This window comes from Variovorax sp. P5_A3 (assembly GCF_056400665.1).
The window spans coordinates 273112-298017 of the sequence record NZ_JBFUKW010000003.1 but is presented as its reverse complement, the minus strand read 5'-3'; the positions used below and the strand labels follow the sequence as shown (position 1 = coordinate 298017).

Genomic DNA, 24906 nt, shown 5'->3' with positions numbered 1-24906 from the left:
CGTGCTGTGCACGCTGGCGGCCTCGCGGCCGTCTGTCGAACCCTGACGGCTGCGCTGCGCCGTGCTGCTTCCGGTCCCGGGCAATCCCGCCCTGATTCCTTTCCAGGAGAAGACCATGACGAAGCTCATCACGGACGAACAACGCGCGCAGCTGCTGGCCAACGGCCGGCAGTCCCTCGAACAGGAAAACTTCGACCCCGCACCGGTGATCAAGCTCTTCACCCCAGACGCGGGTGCGACCTGGCTGCTGACCGAGATCGACCCGGACGACCACGACCATGCGTTCGGGTTGTGCGACCTGGGCTTGGGCTACCCTGAGCTGGGGTGGGTCAGCCTGGCGGAGATCGCAACTGTGCGCGGCCGGCTCGGACTCCCCATCGAACGGGACTTGCACTTCGAGGCGCAGAAACGCTTGAGCGCGTATGCGCGAGAGGCACGTCTCGCCGGTCGAATCGTAGTCTAGCCACGACGCATTGGCCGCCGGCGACAGTCGGCGGCCGATCTCGCCCTACTCCTCATCCCTGGGCAGACGCGCCTCGGTTTCGAGCATCAGTTCCCCAGCGCTACGGCCCAGCGCTCGCGCGATCTTGAGGATCATCGCCAAAGTCGGCATGTGCTCGCCACGCTCGATCTTGCCCATATGCGAACGCTCGATGCCCGCCTGGTGCGCCAGGGTTTCCTGGGCAACGCCATCTTCAGTGCGCAAGGCGCGCACCGCATCTCCAAAGGCCCGTGCCGGGCCTGCCTCAAATGTCGTCGCGCCGGTCGGCCGCCCGCGCTGTATTCCCTGCTTCTGCATGAACAGAAGCGTTACGTTTTAAAGCAATTAAAACCACGTTATCTTTAACTCATAGAATGCCGGCTTGTCGTGACTGCGGAGGCGCAGATGCATTCGCTGCGGCACGTCCATCTCGCGCTTTGCCCGACTTGCACAGTTCTATTTGAAAGCTATATTCGTATTCCCCCCGGCGATAACGATGACATTCCTAACTGACGAACAGCGCCTTCGAATGCTGGCAAATGGCGCGGCGCGTACGCGTGGCGAAGCCATCGACCCCCTGCCCGTGGTCAAGCTCTACACCCTGGACGCAGGGGCCGTCTGGCTGCTGACGGAGCTCGATGCCGACGAGGATCGCGCCTTTGGGCTGTGCGATGCCGGCACCGGTAGCCCTGAGCTGGGGCAAGTCAGCCTCTCGGCCCTCGAAGGCGTCCGCGGCCCGCGCGGCATGCGCATCGTTGCTGATCCACACTTCAAGCCGCGCCAGCCAATCTCTGGCTACCTGGCAGACGCACGACGCGACGGGTCGATCAACGACTGACCGATCGCGGGCAGTCGCCGATGGCGCGATGCAGCGTCGCCTCGAAAGCGACCTTGTGCGTCCTCCCCTGTGGCAGGTTTCTTCTTCCAAGGAGGATTCCTGTGACCAAGCTCAACCCCGAAGATCTGCCCCGCGCCCCGTGGGCCCTCTCTGCCGCATATCTCTACGTGCTGGACCTCGACGACTCGGGCGTCGCATGGGAGTACCTTCGCCGCAACCCGGGCTACGGCCTGGATTGGGCGCGTCGCAGGCGCGTAGTGTCCTTCGCCCGTTGGGGGTTGCGATGTCGCCGAAAATCCAGGTCTCGACGGGCGCTCTGCGTGTCCGCAGTGGCTGTCCTTCCAGGACGGATTACTGCAGGTGCGGGCCGCGCATGCGCACGACGCCGCAGCCCACCGTTTCGACTTGTGGCGCATTCCCGGCCGCAAACGCCTGGCGCTTGACGGCCCGGACCTGTCGCTGACTGCCGACCTCAGCGCACGGCGCATGCGCTTGTCGCTGTCGGGCACAGTGGCTGATGGTGCTGCCTATGTGAGCGCAGTGCCACTGACATCGCGCCTGCGGGGCCAGCTCGATGCCTTCCATGCGCAGGCACAGGCCCTGGAAGGCCATGCGCCTCGTGTCGATCCTGCGCGGGCGGTCACCCGCGCCGCGCTGCTGCATCTGCGCGCTCTGCAGGCGCTCGACGCCGCGCAGGCGGATGCGTCGCACCGGGACATCGCCCAGGCTTTGTTCGGCCTTGAAGCCGTCGTCCTGCGCTGGCACGAGGATGGCGAACTGCGCGCGCAGGTGCGCCACTTGCTGCGGCGTGCAAAGGCGTACATGAGCGGCGGCTACTTGGCCCTCGCCGGCGTATCACACACCGCAGCAGACCACCCCGGAGACGAGCCAGTGCGCTGAATCTCTCCCTGCCCTGATCGGGCCCGTGTCCCGAGACTGCCTCCATCGGGCCGCAAACGGTTTGCGGCCCATCCACAGCGATGGAGTCCGTCATGGCAGTTGGCAGATCGTTTCCTCCCCTCACGGCCGCAGCGGCTGCGCCGCAGCCTGCTGCGGTTCCGGCTGCGCCGGCCAATCCCGAGTTCCTGACCACCGACGAAGCCGGCGCCTTCCTGCGGCTGTCGCCGCGGACGCTGGAGAAGCAGCGGGTGCTTGGCGGTGGTCCGCGCTTTCGCAAATTCGGTGCGCGCGTGGTCTACGCCGCCGCCGATCTGCGCGTGTGGGCCGACAGCCACACCTACGGCATGACCTCGGACCCAGGCTACGTGCAGCGCGACTCCGTCCGCTGACATACCTTGGGCAACGCCGCATGTCCAAGCGCATGAGCGAACGCGAGCAGCTCTCGCTGTTCCGCGCGCTGCCGCACGACGGCATGGCGCTGCGCGATGCGCAGGACCTGATGGCCTACCCCTTCTTTTCGCTGGCCAAGTCGCCGCGCATCGTGCCGATCCGCTTCGAGGCCGGTGGCATTTCGCTCACCGTCGAAGGCGTGCCCGAGCATGGCATCGCCACCATCTGGGACGCCGACGTACTGATCTGGGCTGCCAGCCAGATCATCCAGGCCAAGAAAGAAGGCATTGCGCCTTCGCGGCTGATGGTGGCCACGCCCTATGAGATCCTGCGCTTTGCGCAGCGGGGCACCGGTCGCAGCGACTACCTGGCGCTGCGCGCCGCGCTGGACCGCCTGCAGTCCACCACCGTCGCCACCACGCTGCGCCAGCGCGAGCGCCCGAACGGCGGCAAGCGGGTGCACCGCTTCTCCTGGATCAACGAGTGGAAGGAGTACATCCGGCCGGATGGGCGCTCCGATGGCATCGAGCTGATCCTGGCCGACTGGTTTTTCACCGGCGTGATGGAAGAAGCGCTCGTGCTCACGCTTGATCCTACGTATTTCCGGCTTTCAGGCGGCATTGAACGCTGGCTGTACCGGCTCGTGCGAAAGCACGGCGGGCGGCAGCCCAATGGTTGGCGCTTCGAGATGCGGCACTTGTACTTGAAGTCCGGCGCGCTCCAGCGCTCGCGCGACTTCGCCGCACACATGCGCGGTCTCGCACTGCGCCAGGCGCTGCCTGGCTACCGCCTGTCCGTCGAACGCAGGGGCGGAATCGAGTGGTTGGCCTTTCACGCTTGCACCGACAACTCCCCGAAGACCGACTTATCCACTCCTGGTGTCGACCGAGACTTATCCACAGCTTCTGTTGAAGAACCTGTGGATTTCATGGGGACGGACTCGGTGGATCACCGGCGCGGGACCCGGGTGATCACCGGCGCAACCATCGGTGGATCACCGGCGCAAAACGTCCCACAACCCGCGCCCAGCAACGGTTTCGGGCCTCCCTAAACATCTAAAGGGATACATAAATGGAAGTCACGCGCGCGCGAACCGAAGCTGCCCAAAAAGCGGGCAGCGCCTCGCAGGAGGCAGTCCGAACACCCGAAAACCGCTTGCCAGGAAGACAAGACCGGCCCGGCAAGGTGATCGCATTGCTCAACCAGAAAGGCGGTGCGGGCAAGACGACGCTCGCCACGCACCTGGCCGGAGAACTGGCGATCGCGGGAAGCCGCGTGACGCTGCTCGACGCTGATCCGCAGGGGTCGGCCCTTGACTGGGCGCAACGGCGCCTTCAGAACGGCCAGGGACGGCTCTACGGGGTGTTCGGGCTGGCAAGGGACTCGCTGCACCAGGAAGCGCCACAGATCGCCCTGGAGGCGGATTACGTGGTGATCGATGGGCCGCCCCGCGTTGCGGCCCTTGCGCGCTCCGCGCTGCTGGCCGCCGACCTGGTGCTGATCCCCGTCCAGCCCAGCGCCTACGACGTCTGGGCCAGCCACGAGATGGTGACGCTCATCGCCGAAGCCCGGGTGTTCAGGCCGCAGCTTCGCGCGGCCTTCGTGATCAACCGGCGTGTGGTCGGCACGGTGATCGGCCGCGAAGCGCGCGCCGCCCTGGCCGACCAGCCGTTTGCCGCGCTGCAGGCCGAAGTCTCGCAGCGCATCGTGTTTGCCGACAGCGTAGCCGCCGGCCGGCTTGCATGCGAGGCCGCGCCGAAGTGCGCCGCGGCGCGCGAAATCGCGGCACTGGCGCAGGCAGTGCAGGAGATGCTGCGATGACGAGTTCAGCGTCATCCTCAACACCGAAGCGGGCATCCATCGGCCGCAAACCTGCCGCCGACCCGGCATCGACCTGGGTGCGCCAGGCCGATGCACCGGAGAACGTCGCGAAGGCGTCGATCTACACCGCGCGCCTCACCGTCGACGTGACGCCGGCGCTGCGGGGCCGCATCAAGGTGATCGCTTTCGAACGTGGCGCCACTGCGGCCGAGATGCTGCGCGAGCTGCTGGAGCGCGAATACGGTGGAGGCCAGTCATGACGCAACCGTCGCCCATTGCCGTGCAGACTTGGCCCCACGCAGCGCTGCCGCCACGGCCTGCCCCTATGCGCGTCTCGCTCGCCTTCGTCGAGCATCGCGTGAACGTCTGGCTGCGCTTCGGCCGGCCGGTGCGCGAGACGGTGCTCGACCGCTGGCGGCGCGTGGCAACCTTCGAGCCCAACGCGGTGTGCTGCCGAGTCAAATGGATCGGCAACGACTACGGCACGGCGCTCTGGCAGCTCATGGTCCTGCAAGCTCCGATGCCGTTCGATGGTGCACAGCGCATCGCCGGCGTGGTGCCTGGCGCGCGCATCATGCTGCGCGCCGATGGCGAACAGCAGGTCAAGTCGGTGCTGGAAAAGATCGACGCCATCGAAGCGCTCGGCATCGAACCGGCCGCGGTTGCCGCCACGTACTGGCACACCGTCGGCAACCGGCTGACTGCGCGCCAGCCGCTGCCGGACTACACCAGCGAGCGGCATGCGGCGCATCTTGCGCGCGAGGCGCTGCGATGAGCCGGCGGGTGCTTTTTGCCGGCATGGGCATCGGCCTGGCTGCGCTGTGCGCGCCGGCCTTCATGCCGATGTCGTTGCATGAGCGCGTGTTCCTGGTTTACAACCCGACGGACAGCGTGCCGCGCGGCTGGTACCAGGTCGGCAGCATCGACAGCGCAGCTGCGCTGCACGTCGGCAGCATCGTGCTGGCCCGGCTTCCTGTCGACGTGGAAGCCTTCGCAGGACAACGCCGCTACCTGCCGAGCGGCGTGCCGATCCTCAAGCGTATCGGCGCCATCGCACCGCAGTCGGTGTGCGTTCGCGAACAGGTCGTCCTGATTGATGGCGCAGTGTCCGCGACCGTACGCACAATTGATGGCGCGCGCCGGCCACTGCACGCATGGCAGCATTGCCGCCCCCTCGGCGGCGGCGAACTGTTCCTGCTCAGCGACACGAACCCGGGGTCGTTCGACAGCCGCTACTTCGGCCCCATCGCCGCCTCTGCCGTGCTCGGCATCGCGCGACCGCTGTGGACTTGGAACGCGCCATGAGATCTGCCTTATCGCAACACCCAAGATGTCTCCGGACTGCAGCCGGGCATGCGCCCGCGCTGCACTCCATCGTGCAGGGGACCCGCCGCCAGCGTGCAGCGCGCGCTGCATCGCCGCTGCCCCTCGAGCAGCGCTGCGCACCCGGTGCGCCGCTGGCGGCAGGTCGGAGCCGGGAGCGGATGCGGAAGGCGGAGACGGAGGGCCAGATAAAGAGGGTGGCACGCCGCGCCTCTCCAAGCCAGTCTGCACGTGGGTTTGCGGCGGCACCGCAAGGGGTCTTGCGCGTGCCGCGCAGAGACTGGAATCCGCGTGGCAGCGGCGGTCGCCGCGTGCTGTTTCCGATGCGCTGCGCTACCGCGCGCTGGAGTCTTCATGGCTGGCAATGATGAGGATCGCTTTCGCATCAAGCCCGCGGCACCTAAATCGCGCAGCGGCCCGAGCTCTCAGCGCTTCGTTTCGCAGGTCCTCAAGCAGGTATCGAAGACCGGCGCAAAGTCCGCCAGCAAGAGCCTTGGAAAGCCCGCCAACACGTTCGGACGCGGCCGCGTCGCTTCCACTATGGCCGGCCAGCGCCTGGGACCGAACGCGCGACGCGTGGTCATCAAGTCCCGCTTCGTGGTATTGCGGCGCGCCAGCCCGAACTCGGCAGCCGTTCACCTGCGCTACATCGAGCGTGATGGCGTCACACGAGACGGTCAGAAGGGCCAGGCCTACGGTGCCGACACCGACGTGGCCGACCTGAAGGGTTTTCAGGAACGGGGGCAGGACGATCGCCACCAGTTCCGCTTCATCGTCTCGGCTGAGGATGGCCTGGAACTGGAGGATCTGAAGAGCTTCACCCGCCAGTTGATGCGCCAAATGGAGATCGACCTGGAGACCCGATTGGATTGGGTGGCCGTGGACCATTGGGACACAGACAACCCGCACACTCACATCGTGCTGAACGGCCATACTGGGGGGCCTGCCAGCGGCAGACAAGATCTGGTGATCGCCCCCGACTACATGGCCCACGGCATGCGCCTGCGGGCCAGCGAGCTTGCCACCGAATGGCTGGGGCCTCGCACCGAAGCAGAAATCAGGCAGAGCCTGCTACGGGAGGTCGATCAGCAGCGGCTCACCGGCCTGGACCGGGTGCTGATCCGGCAAGCCGGTCCCGATGGCATCGACTTGACGGAAAACGCGAGACATCCGCAGAATCAGAATGCACTCCGGGCACGGTTGCAGCGGCTCGAAAGCATGGGCTTGGCAGAGCGGATGGATGCAAATCGCTGGAGGCTCCAGCCCGAGATGGCCACGACTCTCGACGCCATGGGCCAACGCGAGGAGGTACTGGAGACGGTGCGCCGCGCGCTCAAGGGCCAACTGCGCGAATGCGTGGTTCATGAGCAGCCGACTTACCCCGTCACGGGTCGGATTGCGGGCAAGGGCTTGGCGGACGAACTGCATGACCGCGGCTATCTGGTGGTCGACGGCGTCGACGGACGGGCGCACTACCTGAAGCTGCCAGCCGGTACCGACTTCACAGACCTGCCGACAAATGGCATCGTGGAGGCGCGGCCACCAGCCCAGGAGAAGCCGGTGGATCGCAACATCGCGACCGTCGCGAAAGACGGCGTCTACCAGACGGCCGACCATGTGGCTCAACTGAAGCAGGCCAAGGATCGTGATCCGCGATCCGCTGTCGATGCACACGTGCGCCGACTCGAAGCGCTGCGCCGCGCCGGCATCGTCGAGCGCCTCGCCGATGGCGTCTGGAAAGTGCCAACGGACCTACTGCAGAAGGCTCGCACTCATGATGCGAAGAAGGATACGGGGTTGGCAATCGAGCTGCGATCACATCTGTCCATCGATCAGCAGGTGCGCGCGATTGGCGCGACCTGGCTGGACAAACAACTGGTAGGTGAACGTTCGCCGTCGGCGAGTCAAGGCTTTGGTGCTCAGGTTCGCGACGCGATGCGAGATAGAGTCGAGTTTCTTTCTACGAGGGGACTTGCCAAGTGGAACAACGAGAGTGCGCTGCTCGTGAGCAATTTGATTGCGAACCTGCGCGAGCAAGACCTGGCACTAGCGGGCAAGGCGCGGGAGCAGCAGACCGGGCTTACCTACTGCCCGGTAAAGGACGGTGAGATGGCTATCGGCATCTATCGGGGAAGCCTCCAGCTCACCAGCGGCAGATTCGCCGTACTCGACCAGGGTACGAGCTTTTGCCTCGTGCCTTGGCGGCCAGTTGTTGAGAAAAGGATCGGCCAAACCGTGTCCGCCATCGTCCAAGGATCATCTGCAAGTTGGCACTTCGGAAGACAACAGGGAGTAGCACTTTAACAAGGCAATAGCAAGCGGCGTACCCGCCCTACCTTCGGCGCTGTTCGGAACACCATAGCTATGCACTCGACTAGCTTCACTACTAAAACTCCCACGGAACTCAGTTCATTGGGCCGCCCTCATGCGTGCAACCTCTGCCCGCAGAGCGTTTATGGTTTCAGTGACCATTGCAAACGCTTCTCTCTTCGCGGGAAGCACGTAGGCGAATTCAAATTGGACAGATGGTTTCAGAGGCTTTACCACTAGGCCGGCCGCCTTCGCGTCCTCCGCGGAAAAGGGGTCCACAATCGACAACCCCAGCCCGGCGCTCACCATAGCGCATGCGACGGTGCTCAGCTGTGTCTGCGCTACGATTCTTGGGACGACCTGATGGGCTGCGAACATCGCGTCGACGCGAAGATGCGTCCATGTTGGCGAAACGGAAACGAATGGCTCGTCTGCAAAGTCCTTAGGCTCTAAAAAGGCGCGCGAGCTGAGCGGATGCCCGTTGGGCAGCACTGCAACCGTTGGTATCGACTCAAGATGCACAACCGAGACAAGGGGATGCTCAGGGACATTGTTCACCAGCCCGATGTCGCACTTCTCGTTCACCAAGTAGTCGACCACGCTTGTTGAAGGCAGACCAAAGACCGATGGCCTAACGCCCGGAACGCGAGTGCAAAGCTTCGCAACGAAGCGAGGAAGAAAACCGTTCGCGATGGCGGGGAACGCGGCAATACGGATCGATCTAGACGGCTCGTCTCGCAGCTTTATTGCCAGTTGCATGATGGTGTCAAGCCCCGTGAACAGTCGCTCCACCTCGGCAAAAATTAAGCTCGCCTCACGAGTCGGGACGATGCCTGCTCCTTTGCGCTCGAAAAGTTTGAGTCCCAACGCCACTTCGAATTCCTTGATCAAGCGAGTAACGGCAGGCTGCGTGAGATGCAGCATTGTTGCCGCGCGGGTTATCCCGCCGGTGAGCATCGTGGCTCGAAATGCGGCAACTTGCCTTGGGCTGAGTGTTGGCACATTGAATCCTCTATGTTGCGCAGACGCTCCGGCCGACTTCGAAGCTCGGCTCCTGGAGCTTCATCGGTGTGGGCTCGGCTCGAAATGTCTTCCCGGAAGGGCTTCTCCCCGTATTTCGTGGATGCCTGCCTAACCATTACATCACTATTGACCCTGACGAAGAAAGGTTGGTCGCCGGCCTCGCCGCTCGCTTGCAGTGCGGTCCCGTTCTCCCGTTAGTACCGGCAGCCAAGTACGTGCGGACCGAGTGAAGAAGCCGCCGTGCCGTGTGCCCATAAGGTCTTGGCATGTAAACCCTCAATAATCTGATTGGACGCACAAAAGTGTCACAAGTAAGCTAATGCACTTGCACAAATTGGAACACGGCCTGCAGTGAACAGATTGCCTCCCTATACGCGACGCCGGCGCAGGTGTGTTGCAGTGAACAGCTCGCCCTCAATGAAAAGACTAGTCATTCTTCGAAAGAAATCCATATGAGATTCATCTTTGCTACTCTCGTCGCACTAGGAGGTGCGCTTGGCACCGGACAATTCGCGTCGGCGCAGGAAGCGTTTCCCACCAAGGTGGTAAAACTTATCGTACCGTTTGCAGCCGGGGGAGGGACAGACCTGCTGGCTCGCATCGTGGCGGAACGTTTAGGCGCAGTGTGGAACCAGTCTGTTGTTGTTGACAACCGCCCTGGCGCGGCGGGAGCAATTGGTTCTGATGCCGTCGCTAAAGCGAAGAACGACGGGTACACCATCTTGCTGGGAACAGCAACGACACACGCAGTCGCACCATCGCTTGGTCCAAAGCTGCCCTACGACACTCAGCGCGACTTCGTCCCTATCACTGAACTGGCGACGAGTCCCTTCGTGCTGTTGGTGCACCCAACCCTTAAAGTAAGCTCGGTTAGGGAGTTCGTTGAACTCGCGAAGTCCAAGCCTGGCGAGATTCCGTACAACGGCACCACCGGCACGGGGGGGCATATGGCAATGGAGCTGCTGGCCGCGCGTGGAGGGAAAGTTGAGTTGTTGCCAGTCCCCTATAAAGGTAGCGGCCCGGCGCTGATCGACCTTGTGGCTGGACAGCTGTTAGCCGGTTTCAACGATGTGCCGCCTGCGCTTCCTTTTGTGCGCGAAGGAAAACTGCGTGCACTGGCTGTCACCGGGACAAAGCGAACTCCACTGATGCCTCATGTCCCAACCGTCGCTGAATCTGGCTACCCCGGGTACGAAGCAGATGTCTGGTATGGGCTATTCGCGCCGGCAGGAACGCCTTCCCATATCGTCAAGAAGATTGCTGATGACGTGCGCGCAGCGCTTATGGAGCCGAGCGCCAAGAAAAAGCTTGAAGAAAGCGCATTCTCGGTGGTGGCAAGTAGTCCTTCCGAATTCAACATTCGGGTTAAGGATGACGTCGATAAATGGCGCAAGCTGATCAAGGACAACAACATCAAGATGAACTAACCCCTTCAACGACGGCAAAGCCGTTAGGGGCTCTGACATCCGCCTTGAGCTATCGATCGAAGAGCTAACGCGTCTACCGCTTTGCAGCGGGTCTTAAACAAATCGTAGAAAGAATATGTATGTACGAATTCAATCATGAGAAGCGCATCCTGCGATTTCAGGAAAGCCTCAAAGCAGAAGGAGTCGGTTTCGCCGTCGTAATGCGCCCTGCCAACGTTCGGTATTTGACCGGATTCTGGGGCTATGCGACACGGGCCGAATACTTCGAACCTATGAGGCTATTGTGCGTAGTGGTTCCACAGCAAGGCCGGCCGCTACTGGTGGTTCCCAAGATCGAGCGCTCGTTCGCTGAGGCGGCAACAGATGGGCTCGATATTCAGATCGAAAGCCACGTTCAGTGGAGCTCCCCAGGAGAGCGTAGAGACTCGTGGGGCATTGTCCGTGACTTTCTCGTGAAGTCTGGCGGACAGAACAAGTCCGTTAGCGTCGAGCGGCCGCATCTCACTGATAAGGCCTACCGAGCCTTGGAGGAAGGACTTGAGGGATATAGCCTCGTCGAGAGCAGCGAAGCAATCGAGCGGCATCGGGACATCAAAGATCCAGACGAAATCAAACTTCACCGTGCTTGCGGACACCTAGCCGCACAGATGTTTGAAGTTGAGCTTGCGGCAATCAAAGAGGGCGGTTACAGGGAGTATGAGGTCGCGCTCAAGGGCTGGGAGCACAACGTCAGGGCCTGCGCTGCTTGTATTCAGGACGAGACTCTGAACAAGCATTACGTCGACTCCCCTATCGGCCCAGGCGCGCAGTTGCTGACGTCTGGCCCCCGTCTTAGCCGTGCTCATGGTACTGCGTCCACAAGGATGATCGAACCATCGGACATGGTGGCGATTGACTTGTGTCGCGTGCCCTACTTGCTGGGATATCGCACTGGGTTCGGTCGCGTGATTGCGCAGCGCCCCTTGACTTCCGCGGAGGAAGATATCAACGCCGTAGTCAAGAAGGCGTACGACGCGGCGGTGGACATCTGCCGTCCAGGTGTCCCCGCTTCGGACCTCGATGTTGTCGTGCGAGACACCTTCATGAGCGCCGGACTCGGTCCTTACATGATGCACCGGTGCGGACGAACCCTCGGCTCCGAATCCCCGGAAATTCCAATCGCAGAAGGCAACCAGCGAGCCCTGGAGGCCGACATGATCATTTCCATCGAACCATCAATCTACATGGATGGGTTCCAGTCTCGCATCGAGAGCACATTCCGGATCACGGATGAGAAGCCCGAGCTGCTTACTCCAATTCATGAAGGTCTGATTCGCGCCTAGAAGGCCAAACCTCGTAGGGCGCCAGCTGCCCAAGGCCCACTCCTGGATCAGCTGGCGTGGCGACTACTCATTCATACAAATGCCGAACAAGATCAAAAACTCTTCAACGCCCACGCTTCTCAACGCCGTGCAATCGGCCGCCAACCCGTCGAATGACTTTGATGTGATCGTGGTGGGCGGCGGGATGGTTGGGGCCGCGATCGGGTACGGGCTCACCGGAGCAAATCGGCGGATACTGATGCTGGACGGTGCCGACACGGACTTCCGCGCGGCCAAATCGAACTTCGGGCTGCTCTGGGTTCAGGGTAAGGGGCTCGGACATCCGGCGTATCAGAAGCTGTCGATTAGTTCTGCGCAAGCATGGCCGGAGTTCGCAAAGACTTTGCAAGCGGAAAGCGGCATTGATCTCGCTTATGAGCGCAATGGGGGGGTCGTCTTTTGCCTCGGTGAGAAGGAGTTCTCCGAGCGGGCCGCCTTACTGCAGAAGTGGAATGCCCAGACACCCGAGTTTGCTCCGCTAGCGCGGATGGTCGACCGCGTCGAGCTACAGCGACGCCTTCCCTCAATTCGGCTCGGAGACGAGGTTGCTGGGGCGAGCCTGGGAGAACTGGATGGCCAGGTCAATCCTTTGCGGCTACTAGCAGCTCTGCAGACCGCATACCTGCGGCGCGGGGGACAGCTGAAAAGCAATCATGCAGTGACTGCGATCAGTTCGCTGAGGGGCGGCGGCTTTGAGGTAAGTGCCGGCGCCTTCCGGGCACGTAGTGAGCGAGTAGTCATTGCCGCGGGGCTTGGCTCATCCGGTCTTGGCCAAATGGTTGGACTCAACGTACCTATCAGGCCACAGCGTGGCCAGATACTGGTGACTGAGCGCTTGGAACCTCTGCTCCCGTTGGCGGCCACTGGGATACGGCAGAACGCGGAGGGTACGGTCTTGATTGGTGTGACGCAAGAGGAGGTTGGATACGACTTGAGTACGACCAGCGCAGCTGCAGCGCGTATGGCGAGCCGGGCTGTGCGCATCTTGCCGGATCTTGCGCGAGCAAAGGTGGTGCGTCAGTGGTCCTGTCTACGAATCCTGACGCCCGATGGAAGTCCGGTGTTTGCCAGCTCCGTTACCCATCCTGGTGCGAGCATCGCCGTTTGCCATTCCGGTGTGACCTTGGCGTCCTTCTTCGCGGGCGAGTACGCCACAGCCCTTACCCGCGGCTCGCTCCCAACCACTTTTGAAGCCTTTCACCATGAGCGATTCAATGTTCAAAAAGCTGCATGAGGCCGGCGCATCCACGCTGACGATCTACATCGACGGCGAGGCCATCAAGGCCGAACCCGGTGAGACGGTCGCTGCGGTTTTTCTGCGACAGCAAAACACCGTCTGTCGAACTACCCCCGTGGATGAGAGTCCTCGGGCGCCCTTCTGCATGATGGGTGTGTGCTTCGATTGCCTGGCCGTTGTGGATGGAGTGGCATCGACCCAATCATGCATGGTCCCGGTGCAGCAAGGCATGCGGGTCGAGCGCCAGTTTGGTCGCCGGAGCGTGCATCCATGACGCGCAAGTTTGATTCAGTCGTAGTCGGAGCCGGCCCGGCCGGCATGAGCGCGGCAATACGCATGAGTGGCTTGGGCCTATCGGTACTAGTCGTCGATGAACAGCCAACCCCTGGCGGCCAGATCTGGCGTGCCGCGGAAGCCGTAGCGGAAACGCGAATCGGCGCACTGCTTGGCAATGAATATCGGGCGGGTGCAGAGGTGATTGCGCGATTCCGTAGTTGCGGCGCAGTGTATGAACCTGATAGCCAAGTCTGGCAGATTGAGCCAGGTTGGCGCGTCTTCATCAAGCGCGGCGGTCAAGTTGAAGCCGTAAGCGCTGACCACATTGTGATCGCTACTGGAGCTCAAGAAAGGCCCGCCCCATTTCCTGGATGGGAGCTGCCAGGCGTTCTCACAGTTGGTGCAGCGCAGATCTTGCTTAAAACGTCGGGCCAAGTGCCGTCTGGCCCAGTGTGGGTGGCAGGCAGCGGTCCATTGCCGCTCCTCTACATGGCCCAATTGCTTCGTGCCGGCGGCAAGATTGCAGGTTGGTTGGACACATCGCCTCGAAACGGATGGCGACATGCGCTTCCCTGGGTAGGCACCGCGCTCCTCGAACTGTCAGAGATCCGAAAGGGCATCGGATGGATGCGCGAGATTCGACGCGGAGGCGTTCCGCGCTTTCGTGGAGTGACCTCGCTGCGCGCCCATGGCGTTGGCCGGTTGCAGGAACTGGAATTCACCCAGCTGGGGCAAGGTACGCGCCGCGTTCACGCCACTGTGTTGCTGTCTCATGAGGGCGTCGTTCCTTCGATCCACATGGCACAAGCACTGGGTTGCACAAACAGATGGGATGCGCAGCAAGCGTGTCTCGCTCCGGTTCTCGATGAGTGGGGTCAATCAACGGTCAAGGGTGTGTATGTCGCGGGGGACGGTGCCGGGATCGGCGGCGCAATGGCAGCTTGCATCCGTGGAGAGCTTGTTGGCCTAGGAATTGCATTGCACGGGGGGAAAATTAAACCGTCCACCAGTGCTAGCGACGCGATACCGCTTCGAGTGCAACTCCACAAGCTTTTGCGCCTGCGTCCAATGCTGGACGTGTTGTATCCACCCCGGGTAGAGATTTCGTCTCCATCAGACGACACCATCGTTTGCCGGTGCGAAGAACTAACCGCTGGAGATATCCGGAAAGCCTGCGCGATTGGCTCGCCTGGAATCAATCAGATTAAGGCATTGACTCGCGCTGGAATGGGGCCATGCCAAGGACGCCAGTGCGGTTACACAGTGGCGAACATTGTCGCCTCAGCAAAGGACCAGAACGTATCGGAGGTCGGGTTCTACAGAGTCCGTCCGCCTTTGAAGCCGCTGACTTTGGGTGAGCTGGCCACCATGAGTTCGGAAGAGGAAAGCAGCAAAGCCCGCTATCTGTAGAGCGCGCTTAGATGTCAGTGCCATATGAAGAACTTGAGGGAGCGTCGAGCAACATGAGCGATATCGAGCGCAAGCACACCAATGCACGTATGAGCAAGATCGTTTGCCACGGCGGCTTAGTCTATCTGTGCGGGCAAACAGCGAACRGCAGTGCCAGCGCGAGCGCAGACATTACCGCTCAAACCCACGAGATTCTGTCGCGAGTTGATGCGCTACTAGCCGAGGCGGGCAGTGACAGATCGCGGATTCTCTCGGCCACCATTTATCTGCGAGACATAAGCGACTTCGCTGCGATGAACTGCGTGTGGGAAGCTTGGCTATCTCCTGACACAGCGCCAGCGAGAACCACGGTGGAGGCACGGCTCGCGTCGCAAACCCTGTTGTGTGAGGTGACTATCAGTGCTGCAATAGCGCACGTTCGACATGCAGACGCGTGACCCGACAAATGACATCTCAAGTCAACCAAACTCGAGCAATTTCCTACACCGAGAGTTGACCCGTGGAGACGTGCGAATCAGCGATGCCCAGGGGCTCTTGGAACGCATTGCCGCGCAGGTGCGGCCTCTTCTGTCGGAGGGGCAACTTCCCAGCTTCATTCCGCAGTTGACGAGAGTAAACAAAATGCAGTTCGGTATCGCATTTGTCACGATTGATGGCAAGGAAGCATTTGCGGGCGATGCTGAGGTTCCATTCTCTATTCAAAGCATTTCCAAGCTCTTTTCTCTCATGCTGGCTCTCGAGCGCGTTGGAGAGGGCTTATGGGCCCGAGTGGGGAAGGAGCCTTCCGGCATGCCGTTCAATGAACTGGTTCAAGTCGAACAAGAGGCCGGCGCGGTGCGGAATCCATTCATAAATGCGGGTGCGCTCGTGATCAGTGACGTTCTCTGCTCCAAGTTCGCTCAACCTGAACTTGCACTTCTCCAAGCCCTGAGACAGAGTGCAGAAGACGAACGAGTAGATATTGATCAGATCGTTATGCGGTCAGAGCGCGAGAGCTGCCACCGGAACGCCGCCATCGCTCACTTGCTCAAGAGCTACGGGCGCATCTGCAATGCCGTTGAAATAGTTCTCGACATATATTGCCGACAGTGCGCTATAACCATGAATTGCCGACAGGTAGCGCGAAGCGCACTACCCTTGGCTAAGGCAGGAGGCCCTGCGTCCAGCGGCAGGCACGTGGGACTTTCATCCGCGCAAGTACACAACGTAAATGCCTTGATGCTCACCTGCGGGACATACAACGCAGCGGGCGATTTTGCGGCTCGGGTCGGATTGCCCATGAAGAGTGGCGTTGGGGGAGGCATTGTCGCAGTCATCCCAGGAGTCGGCAGCGTGTGCGCGTGGTCACCTGGTCTTGACAATGCTGGGAACAGCATAGCCGCTGCACGGGCATTAGAGCTTTTTTCAAAACATACTGGTTTCTCAGTGCTCGGATCGCGTGAGTCGATGATCTCCACACACTGATACCAATTCAGCTTGCGGATGATTACCCCCCCAATCTGGAGCTCAAATATTTGGTATTTACTGCGCGTGACTTGCTTACTTGGGCGAAGCGATGCTTTTCTTCAAGTAGTCTTCGGTCGGAGATGAGATGATCGAGTTGCGACATCTTCGCTACTTCGTCGCTGTCGCGGAGGAACTCAACTTCCGCCGCGCAGCCGAACGCATCCACATCGACCCGACACCGCTGTCACGGACCATCCGTGATCTCGAAGACCAGTTGGGTGTCCTGCTCTTCATGCGTATGCCGCGCAAGCTGCGCCTCACCCCCGCCGGTGCCCGTCTGCTCAAAGAAGCCCACAAACTTTTTATCCGGCTTGAGCGCACGCGACGCGTCGTTCGCGCGACCGATGCCCGCTATCGCGCCCCGCTGCGCATCGGCGTAGCGGATGGCATCGCCCAGCCCAAACTGTCCAAATGCTTCGTTGGCTGGCAGACGCTGGCGCCCGAGACACCCCTCGAACTGTTTGAGATGACTGCCGATGAACTGGCCACCGCGTTGCGGCGCGAGGAGATCGATGCCGGTATCTCTTTCGGCTTGCCGGAAGAAGAGGCCATTGCTCAAGAGCCGGCCTGGAGCTATCCGCTGATGGCAATGTTGCCGCATGGGCACGAGCTGGCGTCTTTGGAGAAAGTGGCCCTGGCTGACCTGTTGGCCTTCCCACTAATCACATGCAAGGCCGACCGGCAGCCGGGCCTGCTGCAACAGATGAAAACCATCGTGTTGCGCTACAGCCCGCCGCCGACGATAGTGGGCGAGGCGAGCAGCCTCGCCGGCCACATCACGCGCGTTGCTGCCGGGATGGGTGTGGGTCTGGCAGATGCAGGCCATGTTGCCACGCAGCACCGCCCCGATGTGGTCGCGGTGCCACTCAAGGAAGACGAACACATCGTCACTTGCGTGCTGCACAAGCACCAGCGCTTCGGTTTGACGGAAGAGCTCCAACGCTTCCTGACCCACGCCAAGAAGTTGCACTGATCGTTACAAGGCCGGCCGTATTGCAGCGATGCGTCGCGCCATCGGCCTTGGACAAGCTGCTCATCGCTTGCAATGCTGCAGGCTCGGCGGCCTTTAGGCCGCGTTGATAGGGCCAGCCACTTGCGGTTCCACGTATCCGCCAGCGTACGCCGCGCCACGCCCTGTTGGGTGTGCATCGCGGCAATCCGATTCCAGACTCAAGCATTTGTGCCTCTGCGGCACGTGCGTGCTGGAACCAGGACGCAAACAAAGACGGAACCAAGACGTGAAAGGGGTGGACGATGCCCACAGGCATCCTTTTCGGACAGATCTTCGTTGTGCTGGGTGTTGCCTTCGGCGGCGTGTGGTCGGCAACACAGTGGACGGCTCATGCGCTGGGCTTTCAATCGCGGCTCGGAGCTGCATGGTTCTATATTTCCGGCGTGCCCGTTTACGAGCCCTGGAAGCTCTTCGAGTGGTGGTACTTCTACGATGCCTACGCACCCGACGTGTTCCTTCGCGGCGGCACCATCGCGGCATCGAGCGGAGTGCTCGCCACCGGCGCAGCCATCGGCATGGCGGTCTGGCGTTCACGTTTGGCCAAGCGGGTCACGACCTACGGCTCCGCCCGTTGGGCAGATGCCGATGAGATCCAGCAGGCTGGCCTGATCCGCGCTACAGGCGTCTTCCTGGGAAAATTGAACGGGAAGGTCGTCGCGTACCTGCGCCACGACGGCCCGGAACACGTGATGATCTTCGCGCCCACGCGCTCGGGCAAAGGCGTGGGCCTCGTCATCCCGACGTTGCTGTCCTGGACCGGTTCCGCCGTGATCCACGACATCAAGGGCGAGAACTGGAACCTCACCGCAGGCTGGCGCACGCGATTCAGCCACTGCCTGCTGTTCAACCCGACCGACGCGAAGAGCGCAGCGTACAACCCGCTGCTCGAAGTGCGACGCGGCATGCACGAAGTTCGCGACGTGCAGAACATCGCCGACATCCTGGTCGACCCCGAAGGCGCGTTGGAGCGCCGCAATCATTGGGAAAAAACCAGCCATGCACTGCTGGTCGGTGCAATCCTGCACGTGCTCTACGCGAGCGAGGACAAGACGCTCCGTGGCGTTGCCAACTTCCTGTCCGATCCGGCATGCCCTTTCGAGGTGACGCTGCATCGGATGATGACGACCAAGCACCTGGGTAGAGATGGGGAAGATGGGGTGCATCCCGTCGTTGCGTCAGCCGCCCGCGAAGTCCTCAACAAAAGCGACAACGAGCGATCCGGCGTCCTGTCCACCGCCATGAGCTTCTTGGGCCTCTACCGCGACCCCACGGTGGCCGAAGTCACGTCACGCTGCGACTGGCGCATCGCCGACCTGATCTCAGCCGAGCACCCGGTGTCGCTGTACTTGGTCGTGCCACCCTCGGACATCAGCCGCACCAAGCCGCTGATCCGTCTGATCCTCAACCAGGTCGGCCGGCGATTGACGGAGTCGCTCGATGGCTCGGATGGCATCGCGCGCAAGCACAAGCTGCTGCTGATGCTCGATGAGTTCCCGGCACTGGGACGGCTCGACTTCTTCGAGAGCGCCCTCGCCTTCATGGCCGGCTACGGCCTGCGTGCCTTTCTGATCGCGCAGTCCCTGAACCAGATCGACAAGGCCTACGGCCAGAACCATTCGATCCTGGACAACTGCCATGTGCGCATCGCGTTCGCCACGAATGACGAACGCACGGCCAAGCGCATCTCGGAGGCACTGGGCACTGGCACCGAGTTGCGTGCGCAGCGCAACTACGCCGGCCACCGGCTGGCACCCTGGCTCGGCCACCTCATGGTGTCACGGCAGGAAACTGCACGACCGCTACTCACGCCAGGCGAAGTGATGCAGCTTCCGCCCGATGACTCAGTGGTGATGGTCTCTGGACATCCGCCGATCAAGGCGAAAAAACTCCGCTACTACCAGGACCGGAACTTCACTGCGCGGGTGCTCCCGCCGCCGGCCCTGGTATCAGGTGTCTATGTGGACCGACCTGCACCGCGCTCTGACGATTGGAGCGGGCTGGCGCCGCTCACAGTGAGCGAATCCACTTTCAGCGGCGAAGAAGGCGGCTTTGCCGACGAGGGAGGTCACCAACTCAAGCCCGAGCTCGAAGTGGCCCCCAACACGCCGATCCTTCCGGCCGACGATGGCCTGCTGGTGCTCGACGATGAGGATGACATGCCACTGCGTCCGCAGGACGTGGACCGGCAACTCACGCGCAGCGCACGTCTTGCCGCCATGGACCCCGACGACGGGATCGCCCTATGAGTCGGACACGCCTGAACATCTTCATCGAGCCAGCGCACGCCAAGCGCCTGGACCAGGTCTCCGCGCACAAGGGGGTTTCGAAGTCCGCCGTGATCGCGGCGGCACTGGCGTCATTCCTCTCGCCGGACGGCGAGGACCAGCGCGAGGCGGCTCTGGCCAAACGCCTGGACCGCCTCTCGCGGCAGTTCGACCGTCTGGAACGCGACCAGGGCGTGCTGATCGAGACCGTGGCCCTGTACCTGCGCCACTACCTGACCGTGGCGCTGCCGGTACCCGAACACCAGCAGGAGGCCATGCGCGCTCAGGGTCGCGCCCGCTATGTCCAGTTCATCGAGCAGCTGGCTCGCCACATCCAGCGCGGGCGCAGCCTGGTCCGGGAACTTCATCAGGACATTGACCCCGTTGCACCGGCACAGCAAACGGGTGAAGGCCACCAGCCGCCCTCCTCCGACGGCGCGATTCATGGAGACGACCCAGCCATGTCCAGTGAAGGAGAAAGACCATGAGGCCCATCAACATCGCTCAGGGCGGAGGCGTGGGCGACGGCGGCGAATCTGCCGTCCGCCGCATCCGCATGCTGCGCACGGCGATGGGGCCAGAGATCGCGGCGGCGCTCGACGACCCGGAGATCGTTGAAGTGCTTCTGAACCCCGATGGATCGCTGTGGGTGGACCGTCTTGGCACTGGCCGCGCGCCGACCGGCACCGCGCTCCCTGCACCGGTGGCCGAACGGATCATCCGGCTCGTGGCTGCGCACGTTCGCACGGAAGTGCATCCGGGCGCGCCGATCCTTTCAGCCGAGCTGCCTGAGACCGGCGAGCGATTCTTGGGTGTGCTGCCGCCCGTCGTGCGGGCGCCGTCGTTCGCTATTCGCAAGCGGGCGCTGCGCATCATGAATCTCGCTCGCTATGTGGAAGACGGTGTGATGACGGCCGAGCAGGCGGCATTCCTGCGCTCGGCGGTGCATGACCGGCTGAACATCGTCGTCGCAGGCGGGACCAGCACAGGCAAGACGACGCTCGCGAACGCGCTGCTCGACGAGATCGCAGAAACCCGCGATCGCGTGCTGATCCTCGAGGACACGGTGGAGCTGCAGTGCCGCAGCGACGACCACGTCGGCATGCGCACCGAGCCTGGCGTGAGCACCATGGCCGATCTGGTGCGCGCGACCCTGCGGCTGCGGCCGGACCGGATCGTCGTCGGCGAAGTGCGCGGCGCCGAGGCTTTGGACCTGCTCAAGGCCTGGGGCACCGGGCATCCGGGTGGCATCGCCACCGTGCATGCCGGCTCCGCCGCTGGCGCACTCACGCGGCTCGAACAACTCGTGCAGGAGGTGAGCGTCACCGTCCCGCGCGCCCTCATCGGCGAGACGGTCAACGTGATCGTCTTCATCGCAGGCCGCGGCCGCGCGCGCCGCGTGCGCGAAATCGCACGCGTCATCGGCTTCGACAGTCATGGCTACCAGCTCGACACCTCGCTCGGGTCGGGCTTTCCTTCGATATCCCCTAACCCGTCATCCACAGGAGAACCGACATGACGAACCTGCGTACATCCGTAAAGCCGCTTCTGTTCGCCGCCACCGCTGCGGCGGTGTTGCTCACCGTTGCGCTGCCCGCGCACGCGGCCGGCTCCAGCATGCCATGGGAGGCACCGCTGCAATCCATCCTCGATTCGATCCAGGGGCCGGTGGCGCGCATCGTCGCGGTGATCGTCATCATCGCCACCGGGCTGGCACTGGCTTTCGGGGACACCTCGGGCGGCTTTCGCAAGCTGATCCAGATCGTTTTCGGTCTGTCCATCGCGTTCGCCGCCTCCTCGTTCTTCCTGACCTTCTTCAGCTTCACGGGCGGAGCGGTGTTGGCATGAACACCTCGGCTGCCAACACGTCGGGGCCGCCCGGCTTCGAAGTGCCCCTGCATCGGTCGTTGACCGAGCCGATCCTGATGGGCGGGGCGCCGCGCACCGTGGCGATCGCCAACGGCACGCTGGCCGCGGCGGTCGGGCTGGGTCTGCAGCTCTGGTTGCCCGGCATCGCACTGTGGATCGTCGGGCACTCACTCGCTGTCTGGGGCGCCCGCGTGGACCCGCAGTTCATGCAGGTCTTCGCGCGGCACATCAAGCACCGGCAACTGCTGGACGTGTGAGGACATCACGATGATGAACCTCACCGAATACCGCAAGCGTCCGGCGCTGCTGGCCGACTGGCTTCCCTGGGCAGGCCTTGTCGCCCCCGGTGTAGTGCTCAACAAGGATGGCTCGTTCCAGCGCACGGCGCGTTTCCGTGGGCCAGACCTGGACAGCGCGACACAGGGCGAGCTGGTCGCCACGTCAGCGCGCCTCAACAACGCACTGCGCCGGCTCGGCTCGGGCTGGGCGCTGTTCGTCGAAGCCGAGCGCCGCGAAGCGGCCGACTATCCCGAGTCATCATTTCCGGAACCACTGTCGTGGCTCGTCGACGAAGAGCGCCGCGCCGCCTTCGAGGAAGACGCCAGCCACTTCGAGAGCAGCTACCACTTGACGCTGCTGTATCTGCCGCCAGAGGAATCGCGCGCGCGTGCGGGCCGGCTGCTCTACGAGAACCAGAAGACCAAAGGCGTTGACTGGCGCGAACGGAGTGCCACTTTCGTATCCGAGACCGAACGCTTCTTCGGACTGCTCGAAGGCGTCATGCCGGAGATCGGCTGGCTCGACGACGGCCAGACATTGACCTACCTGCATGCGTGCATTTCGACGCGCCGACACGCCGTGGCGGTGCCCGAGGTGTCGATGCACCTCGATACGCTGCTGGCGGATGAGCCGCTCACGGGCGGACTGGAGCCGATGCTGGGCGGTTCGCATCTTCGGGTGTTGACCGTGCGCGGCTTCCCGACCTCTACCTGGCCCGGTCTGCTCGACGATTTGAATCGCCTGGGCTTTGCCTACCGATGGAGCACGCGGTTCATCTGCCTGGACAAGGCCGAGTCCGAGAAGGAACTGAGCCGCCTGCGCCGCCAATGGTTCGTCAAACGCAAGAACATCGTCGCGCTGCTGCGCGAGACGATCTTCCAGCAGGAGAGTCCACTTGTGGACTCCGACGCATCGAACAAGGCATCCGACGCGGATGCTGCGTTGCAGGAGCTGGGAAGCGACCAGGTGGCCTTCGGCTATGTCACCGCGACGGTGGCCGTGCTTGATACCGATGCGACCGCGGCAGACGAGAAGCTGCGGCAGGTGGAGCGTGCCATCCAGGGACGTGGATTCGTAACAATCCCGGAGACCTTGAACGCGGTCGACGCCTGGCTGTCGTCGATTCCCGGCCACGCCTATGCGAACGTGCGCCAGCCGATCGTCTCGACGCTGAACCTGGCGCACATGATGCCGGTCTCGGCAGTGTGGGCCGGACCGGAGCGCAACGCGCACTTGGATGGCCCGCCGTTGATTGTCACCCGCACCGATGGGGCGACACCATTCCGACTGGTGACGCACATCGGCGACGTGGGCCACACGCTGGTGGTCGGGCCGACTGGCATGGGCAAATCGGTGCTGCTCGCCACATTGGCGATGCAGTTCCGGCGCTACGCCGGCTCTCAGTTGCTCGTCTTCGACATGGGGCGCTCGATGCGTGCCACCGTGCTCGGACTGGGCGGCGAGCACTACGACCTTGGCACGGACGGAGCCATCGCCTTCCAGCCTTTGGCCCGCATCGACCAGAACGCCTACCGGACCTGGGCGGCGGAGTGGATCGAGGGACGCCTGGTTCAGGAAGGCGTCGTCGTCGACCCGCCTCAGAAAGACGCGGTCTGGTCCGCGCTCAACAGCCTGGCCAGCGCGCCCGCCGAGCAACGCACCATGACCGGGCTGTCGGTCCTGCTGCAGTCCAACGCGCTGCGCCAGGCGCTGCAGCCCTACGTGCTGGGTGGTGCGCACGGCACGCTGCTCGACGCGGACTCGGACCGACTCGGCACGGCTTCGATCCAGTGCTTCGAGATGGAAGAGCTGATGCAAAGCAAAGCAGCGGTGCTGGCCGTGTTGGGTTATCTGTTCGCGCGCTTCGATGAACGCTTCGATGGGGCGCCGACCCTGTTGATCCTCGACGAGGCGTGGCTGTTCCTCGACGACCCCGTGTTCGCGTCGCGCATCCGCCAGTGGCTCAAGACGCTGCGCAAGAAGAACGTCTCGGTGATCTTCGCGACGCAGTCGCTGGCCGATATCCAGAACTCGTCGATTGCGCCGGCCATCGTGGAGAGCTGCGCGAGCCGCATCTTCCTGCCGAACCCGCAAGCCACCGAGCCGCAGATCCGTTCGATCTACGAGGGCTTCGGCCTGAACTCACGGCAGATCGACATCGTCGCGACCTCGCAGCCGAAGCGGGACTACTACTACCAGTCGCGGCTCGGCAACCGGGTCTTCGACCTTGGCCTGGGGCCGGCGGCGCTGGCGTTCGCCGGAGCCTCCTCGCCGGAAGACCAGCGCGCTATCGATGCCGTGCTTGCCGAGGGCGATGCCGGTGCATTCGCCGCCAGCTGGCTGCGCCATTGCGGCCTCGACTGGGCGGCCGATCTCATCCCCTCGTTTCCTCGCTTTCCCTCCGTTCCACCCCTTTCGTCCACAACCAAGGAGAACACACCATGAAGAAGACCTTGCTCGCCGTCACCACAGCGGCCTTGATGAGCGCGCTGCCCGTTGCACATGCGCAGTGGGTCGTGATCGACCCCACCAACCTTGCGCAGAACCTCATGACAGCGGCCAACACGCTGGAGCAGATCAACAACCAGATCAAGCAATTGCAGAACCAGGCGCAGTCGCTGACGAACCAGGCGAAGAACCTGACCGGTCTGGACTTCAGCGCTCTGAACGAGTTGCGCGCCGCACTGTCGGCGACGAACCGGTTGATCCAGCAGGCGCAGGGCTTGGCGTTCAATGTGCAGCAGATGGAGACGCAGTTCCAACAGCTGTATCCCGAGTCGTTCAGTGCCACCGTCTCCAGTGGTCAGATGGTGCTCGATGCGCGCAAGCGCTGGACGAACTCGCTGGACGCACTTCGCACCGCGACCAAGGTGCAGTCTCAGGCCGTGCAGAACTTCGCCTCGGACGAATCGACGCTGACGGATCTGGTGAATCGCAGCCAGTCTGCCGTGGGCGCACTGCAGGCCACGCAGGCGACCAATCAGCTGCTGGCCCTGCAGGCCCGGCAGTCAATCCAAGCGCAGCAGCTTCAGATCACGCAGGACCGGGCGGCCGCGCTGGAGCAGGCGCGGCAGATTGCCGTCCAAGAGCGTGCGCGCGAGGTGCGCCGCCGCTTCATGGGTGATGGCACACCGTACACGCCAGCGGCGGTGAATTTCTACAGCGAGTGAAGGGCGAGC

Annotated in this window: 27 protein-coding genes and 1 pseudogene; 26 read left to right on the top strand and 2 right to left on the bottom strand. The window is 62.8% G+C overall.

Translation table 11 applies throughout. From position 1 onward, the window contains the following. Positions 1 to 115 precede the first annotated feature (115 nt). The gene (locus tag AC1D3B_RS06820; RefSeq protein WP_478189896.1) at positions 116 to 463 is read left to right on the top strand and encodes a DUF2958 domain-containing protein; all 348 of its coding nucleotides are present in this window, start codon (positions 116 to 118) and stop codon (positions 461 to 463) included. 45 nt (positions 464 to 508) lie between these two features. On the opposite strand, the gene AC1D3B_RS06815 is transcribed toward AC1D3B_RS06820, so the two are convergent. Next, positions 509 to 799: a helix-turn-helix domain-containing protein gene (locus AC1D3B_RS06815; protein ID WP_478189895.1), complete on the bottom strand. Its 291-nt coding sequence runs from the start codon at positions 797 to 799 to the stop codon at positions 509 to 511. Between the two features lie 178 nt (positions 800 to 977). Here AC1D3B_RS06815 and AC1D3B_RS06810 point away from each other — a divergent pair, with 178 nt between their 5' ends. The 10 genes and pseudogenes from AC1D3B_RS06810 (at position 978) to AC1D3B_RS06765 (ending at position 8057) form a co-directional block, all read left to right on the top strand. Continuing rightward, positions 978 to 1319, top strand: a complete 342-nt coding sequence (locus AC1D3B_RS06810) for a DUF2958 domain-containing protein (protein ID WP_478189894.1) — start codon at positions 978 to 980, stop codon at positions 1317 to 1319. Positions 1320 to 1339: 20 nt separating this feature from the next. Continuing rightward, complete coding sequence (locus AC1D3B_RS06805; RefSeq protein ID WP_478189893.1) at positions 1340 to 1762, top strand: transcriptional regulator domain-containing protein; 423 nt, start codon at positions 1340 to 1342, stop codon at positions 1760 to 1762. Next, positions 1680 to 2219: a DNA -binding domain-containing protein gene (locus tag AC1D3B_RS06800; protein WP_478189892.1), complete on the top strand. Its 540-nt coding sequence runs from the start codon at positions 1680 to 1682 to the stop codon at positions 2217 to 2219. The genes AC1D3B_RS06805 and AC1D3B_RS06800 overlap by 83 nt, the downstream gene beginning before the upstream one ends. A 92-nt stretch (positions 2220 to 2311) precedes the next feature. Further along, complete coding sequence (locus AC1D3B_RS06795; protein WP_478189891.1) at positions 2312 to 2608, top strand: helix-turn-helix transcriptional regulator; 297 nt, start codon at positions 2312 to 2314, stop codon at positions 2606 to 2608. 20 nt (positions 2609 to 2628) lie between these two features. After that, positions 2629 to 3441: pseudogene (locus AC1D3B_RS06790) on the top strand (replication initiator protein A); the annotation flags it as partial. A gap of 239 nt (positions 3442 to 3680) precedes the next feature. Further along, on the top strand, positions 3681 to 4430 hold the full coding sequence (gene parA, locus AC1D3B_RS06785; protein WP_478189890.1) for a ParA family partition ATPase: 750 nt from the start codon (positions 3681 to 3683) through the stop codon (positions 4428 to 4430). Beyond that, the gene (locus AC1D3B_RS06780) at positions 4427 to 4690 is read left to right on the top strand and encodes a chromosome partitioning protein ParB (protein WP_478189889.1); all 264 of its coding nucleotides are present in this window, start codon (positions 4427 to 4429) and stop codon (positions 4688 to 4690) included. Before parA ends, AC1D3B_RS06780 begins: the two co-directional genes overlap by 4 nt. Next, entirely contained in the window at positions 4687 to 5205 is a 519-nt protein-coding gene (locus AC1D3B_RS06775; protein ID WP_478189888.1) for a DUF2840 domain-containing protein, read from the top strand. The genes AC1D3B_RS06780 and AC1D3B_RS06775 overlap by 4 nt, the downstream gene beginning before the upstream one ends. Further along, positions 5202 to 5735, top strand: coding sequence for a S26 family signal peptidase (locus tag AC1D3B_RS06770; RefSeq protein ID WP_478189887.1), 534 nt, complete (start codon positions 5202 to 5204; stop codon positions 5733 to 5735). Before AC1D3B_RS06775 ends, AC1D3B_RS06770 begins: the two co-directional genes overlap by 4 nt. 372 nt (positions 5736 to 6107) lie before the next feature. Next, a complete protein-coding gene (locus AC1D3B_RS06765) occupies positions 6108 to 8057 on the top strand; it encodes a DUF3363 domain-containing protein (protein ID WP_478189886.1) in 1950 nt (649 codons plus the stop codon). 105 nt (positions 8058 to 8162) lie between these two features. Here the strand turns inward: AC1D3B_RS06765 and AC1D3B_RS06760 are convergent, their stop codons facing one another. Continuing rightward, positions 8163 to 9065, bottom strand: a complete 903-nt coding sequence (locus tag AC1D3B_RS06760; protein ID WP_478189885.1) for a LysR substrate-binding domain-containing protein — start codon at positions 9063 to 9065, stop codon at positions 8163 to 8165. A 473-nt stretch (positions 9066 to 9538) separates the two neighbouring features. Between AC1D3B_RS06760 and AC1D3B_RS06755 the strand changes: the two genes are divergently transcribed. The 15 genes from AC1D3B_RS06755 to trbJ all read left to right on the top strand — a co-directional run bounded on the left by AC1D3B_RS06755 (position 9539) and on the right by trbJ (position 24897). Next, positions 9539 to 10513, top strand: coding sequence for a Bug family tripartite tricarboxylate transporter substrate binding protein (locus tag AC1D3B_RS06755; protein ID WP_478189884.1), 975 nt, complete (start codon positions 9539 to 9541; stop codon positions 10511 to 10513). 119 nt (positions 10514 to 10632) lie between these two features. Next, positions 10633 to 11835 carry a M24 family metallopeptidase gene (locus tag AC1D3B_RS06750; RefSeq protein WP_478189883.1) on the top strand — a complete coding sequence of 401 codons (1203 nt, stop codon included), beginning with the start codon at positions 10633 to 10635 and terminating at the stop codon, positions 11833 to 11835. A gap of 79 nt (positions 11836 to 11914) precedes the next feature. Beyond that, the gene (locus AC1D3B_RS06745; RefSeq protein ID WP_478189882.1) at positions 11915 to 13108 is read left to right on the top strand and encodes an NAD(P)/FAD-dependent oxidoreductase; all 1194 of its coding nucleotides are present in this window, start codon (positions 11915 to 11917) and stop codon (positions 13106 to 13108) included. After that, positions 13089 to 13385, top strand: a complete 297-nt coding sequence (locus AC1D3B_RS06740; RefSeq protein ID WP_478189881.1) for a (2Fe-2S)-binding protein — start codon at positions 13089 to 13091, stop codon at positions 13383 to 13385. Before AC1D3B_RS06745 ends, AC1D3B_RS06740 begins: the two co-directional genes overlap by 20 nt. Further along, complete coding sequence (locus AC1D3B_RS06735; protein ID WP_478189880.1) at positions 13382 to 14797, top strand: FAD-dependent oxidoreductase; 1416 nt, start codon at positions 13382 to 13384, stop codon at positions 14795 to 14797. Before AC1D3B_RS06740 ends, AC1D3B_RS06735 begins: the two co-directional genes overlap by 4 nt. A 53-nt stretch (positions 14798 to 14850) precedes the next feature. Next, on the top strand, positions 14851 to 15234 hold the full coding sequence (locus tag AC1D3B_RS06730; protein ID WP_478189879.1) for a RidA family protein: 384 nt from the start codon (positions 14851 to 14853) through the stop codon (positions 15232 to 15234). Positions 15235 to 15310: 76 nt separating this feature from the next. After that, positions 15311 to 16261 carry a glutaminase gene (locus AC1D3B_RS06725; RefSeq protein ID WP_478190011.1) on the top strand — a complete coding sequence of 317 codons (951 nt, stop codon included), beginning with the start codon at positions 15311 to 15313 and terminating at the stop codon, positions 16259 to 16261. Between the two features lie 127 nt (positions 16262 to 16388). Next, positions 16389 to 17276 (top strand): LysR family transcriptional regulator, encoded by an 888-nt coding sequence (locus tag AC1D3B_RS06720; protein ID WP_478189878.1) that lies wholly within the window; start codon positions 16389 to 16391, stop codon positions 17274 to 17276. A gap of 281 nt (positions 17277 to 17557) precedes the next feature. Then, complete coding sequence (locus tag AC1D3B_RS06715) at positions 17558 to 19561, top strand: conjugal transfer protein TraG (protein WP_478189877.1); 2004 nt, start codon at positions 17558 to 17560, stop codon at positions 19559 to 19561. Next, positions 19558 to 20067 (top strand): CopG family transcriptional regulator, encoded by a 510-nt coding sequence (locus AC1D3B_RS06710; RefSeq protein ID WP_478189876.1) that lies wholly within the window; start codon positions 19558 to 19560, stop codon positions 20065 to 20067. The genes AC1D3B_RS06715 and AC1D3B_RS06710 overlap by 4 nt, the downstream gene beginning before the upstream one ends. Next, on the top strand, positions 20064 to 21098 hold the full coding sequence (trbB, locus tag AC1D3B_RS06705; RefSeq protein WP_478189875.1) for a P-type conjugative transfer ATPase TrbB: 1035 nt from the start codon (positions 20064 to 20066) through the stop codon (positions 21096 to 21098). The genes AC1D3B_RS06710 and trbB overlap by 4 nt, the downstream gene beginning before the upstream one ends. After that, on the top strand, positions 21095 to 21427 hold the full coding sequence (locus tag AC1D3B_RS06700) for a TrbC/VirB2 family type IV secretion system protein (RefSeq protein WP_319426046.1): 333 nt from the start codon (positions 21095 to 21097) through the stop codon (positions 21425 to 21427). Before trbB ends, AC1D3B_RS06700 begins: the two co-directional genes overlap by 4 nt. Then, positions 21424 to 21705 carry a VirB3 family type IV secretion system protein gene (locus tag AC1D3B_RS06695; RefSeq protein ID WP_478189874.1) on the top strand — a complete coding sequence of 94 codons (282 nt, stop codon included), beginning with the start codon at positions 21424 to 21426 and terminating at the stop codon, positions 21703 to 21705. Before AC1D3B_RS06700 ends, AC1D3B_RS06695 begins: the two co-directional genes overlap by 4 nt. 10 nt (positions 21706 to 21715) lie before the next feature. Further along, entirely contained in the window at positions 21716 to 24172 is a 2457-nt protein-coding gene (gene trbE, locus AC1D3B_RS06690) for a conjugal transfer protein TrbE (protein ID WP_478189873.1), read from the top strand. After that, on the top strand, positions 24169 to 24897 hold the full coding sequence (gene trbJ / locus AC1D3B_RS06685) for a P-type conjugative transfer protein TrbJ (protein ID WP_478189872.1): 729 nt from the start codon (positions 24169 to 24171) through the stop codon (positions 24895 to 24897). Before trbE ends, trbJ begins: the two co-directional genes overlap by 4 nt. Positions 24898 to 24906 lie beyond the last annotated feature (9 nt).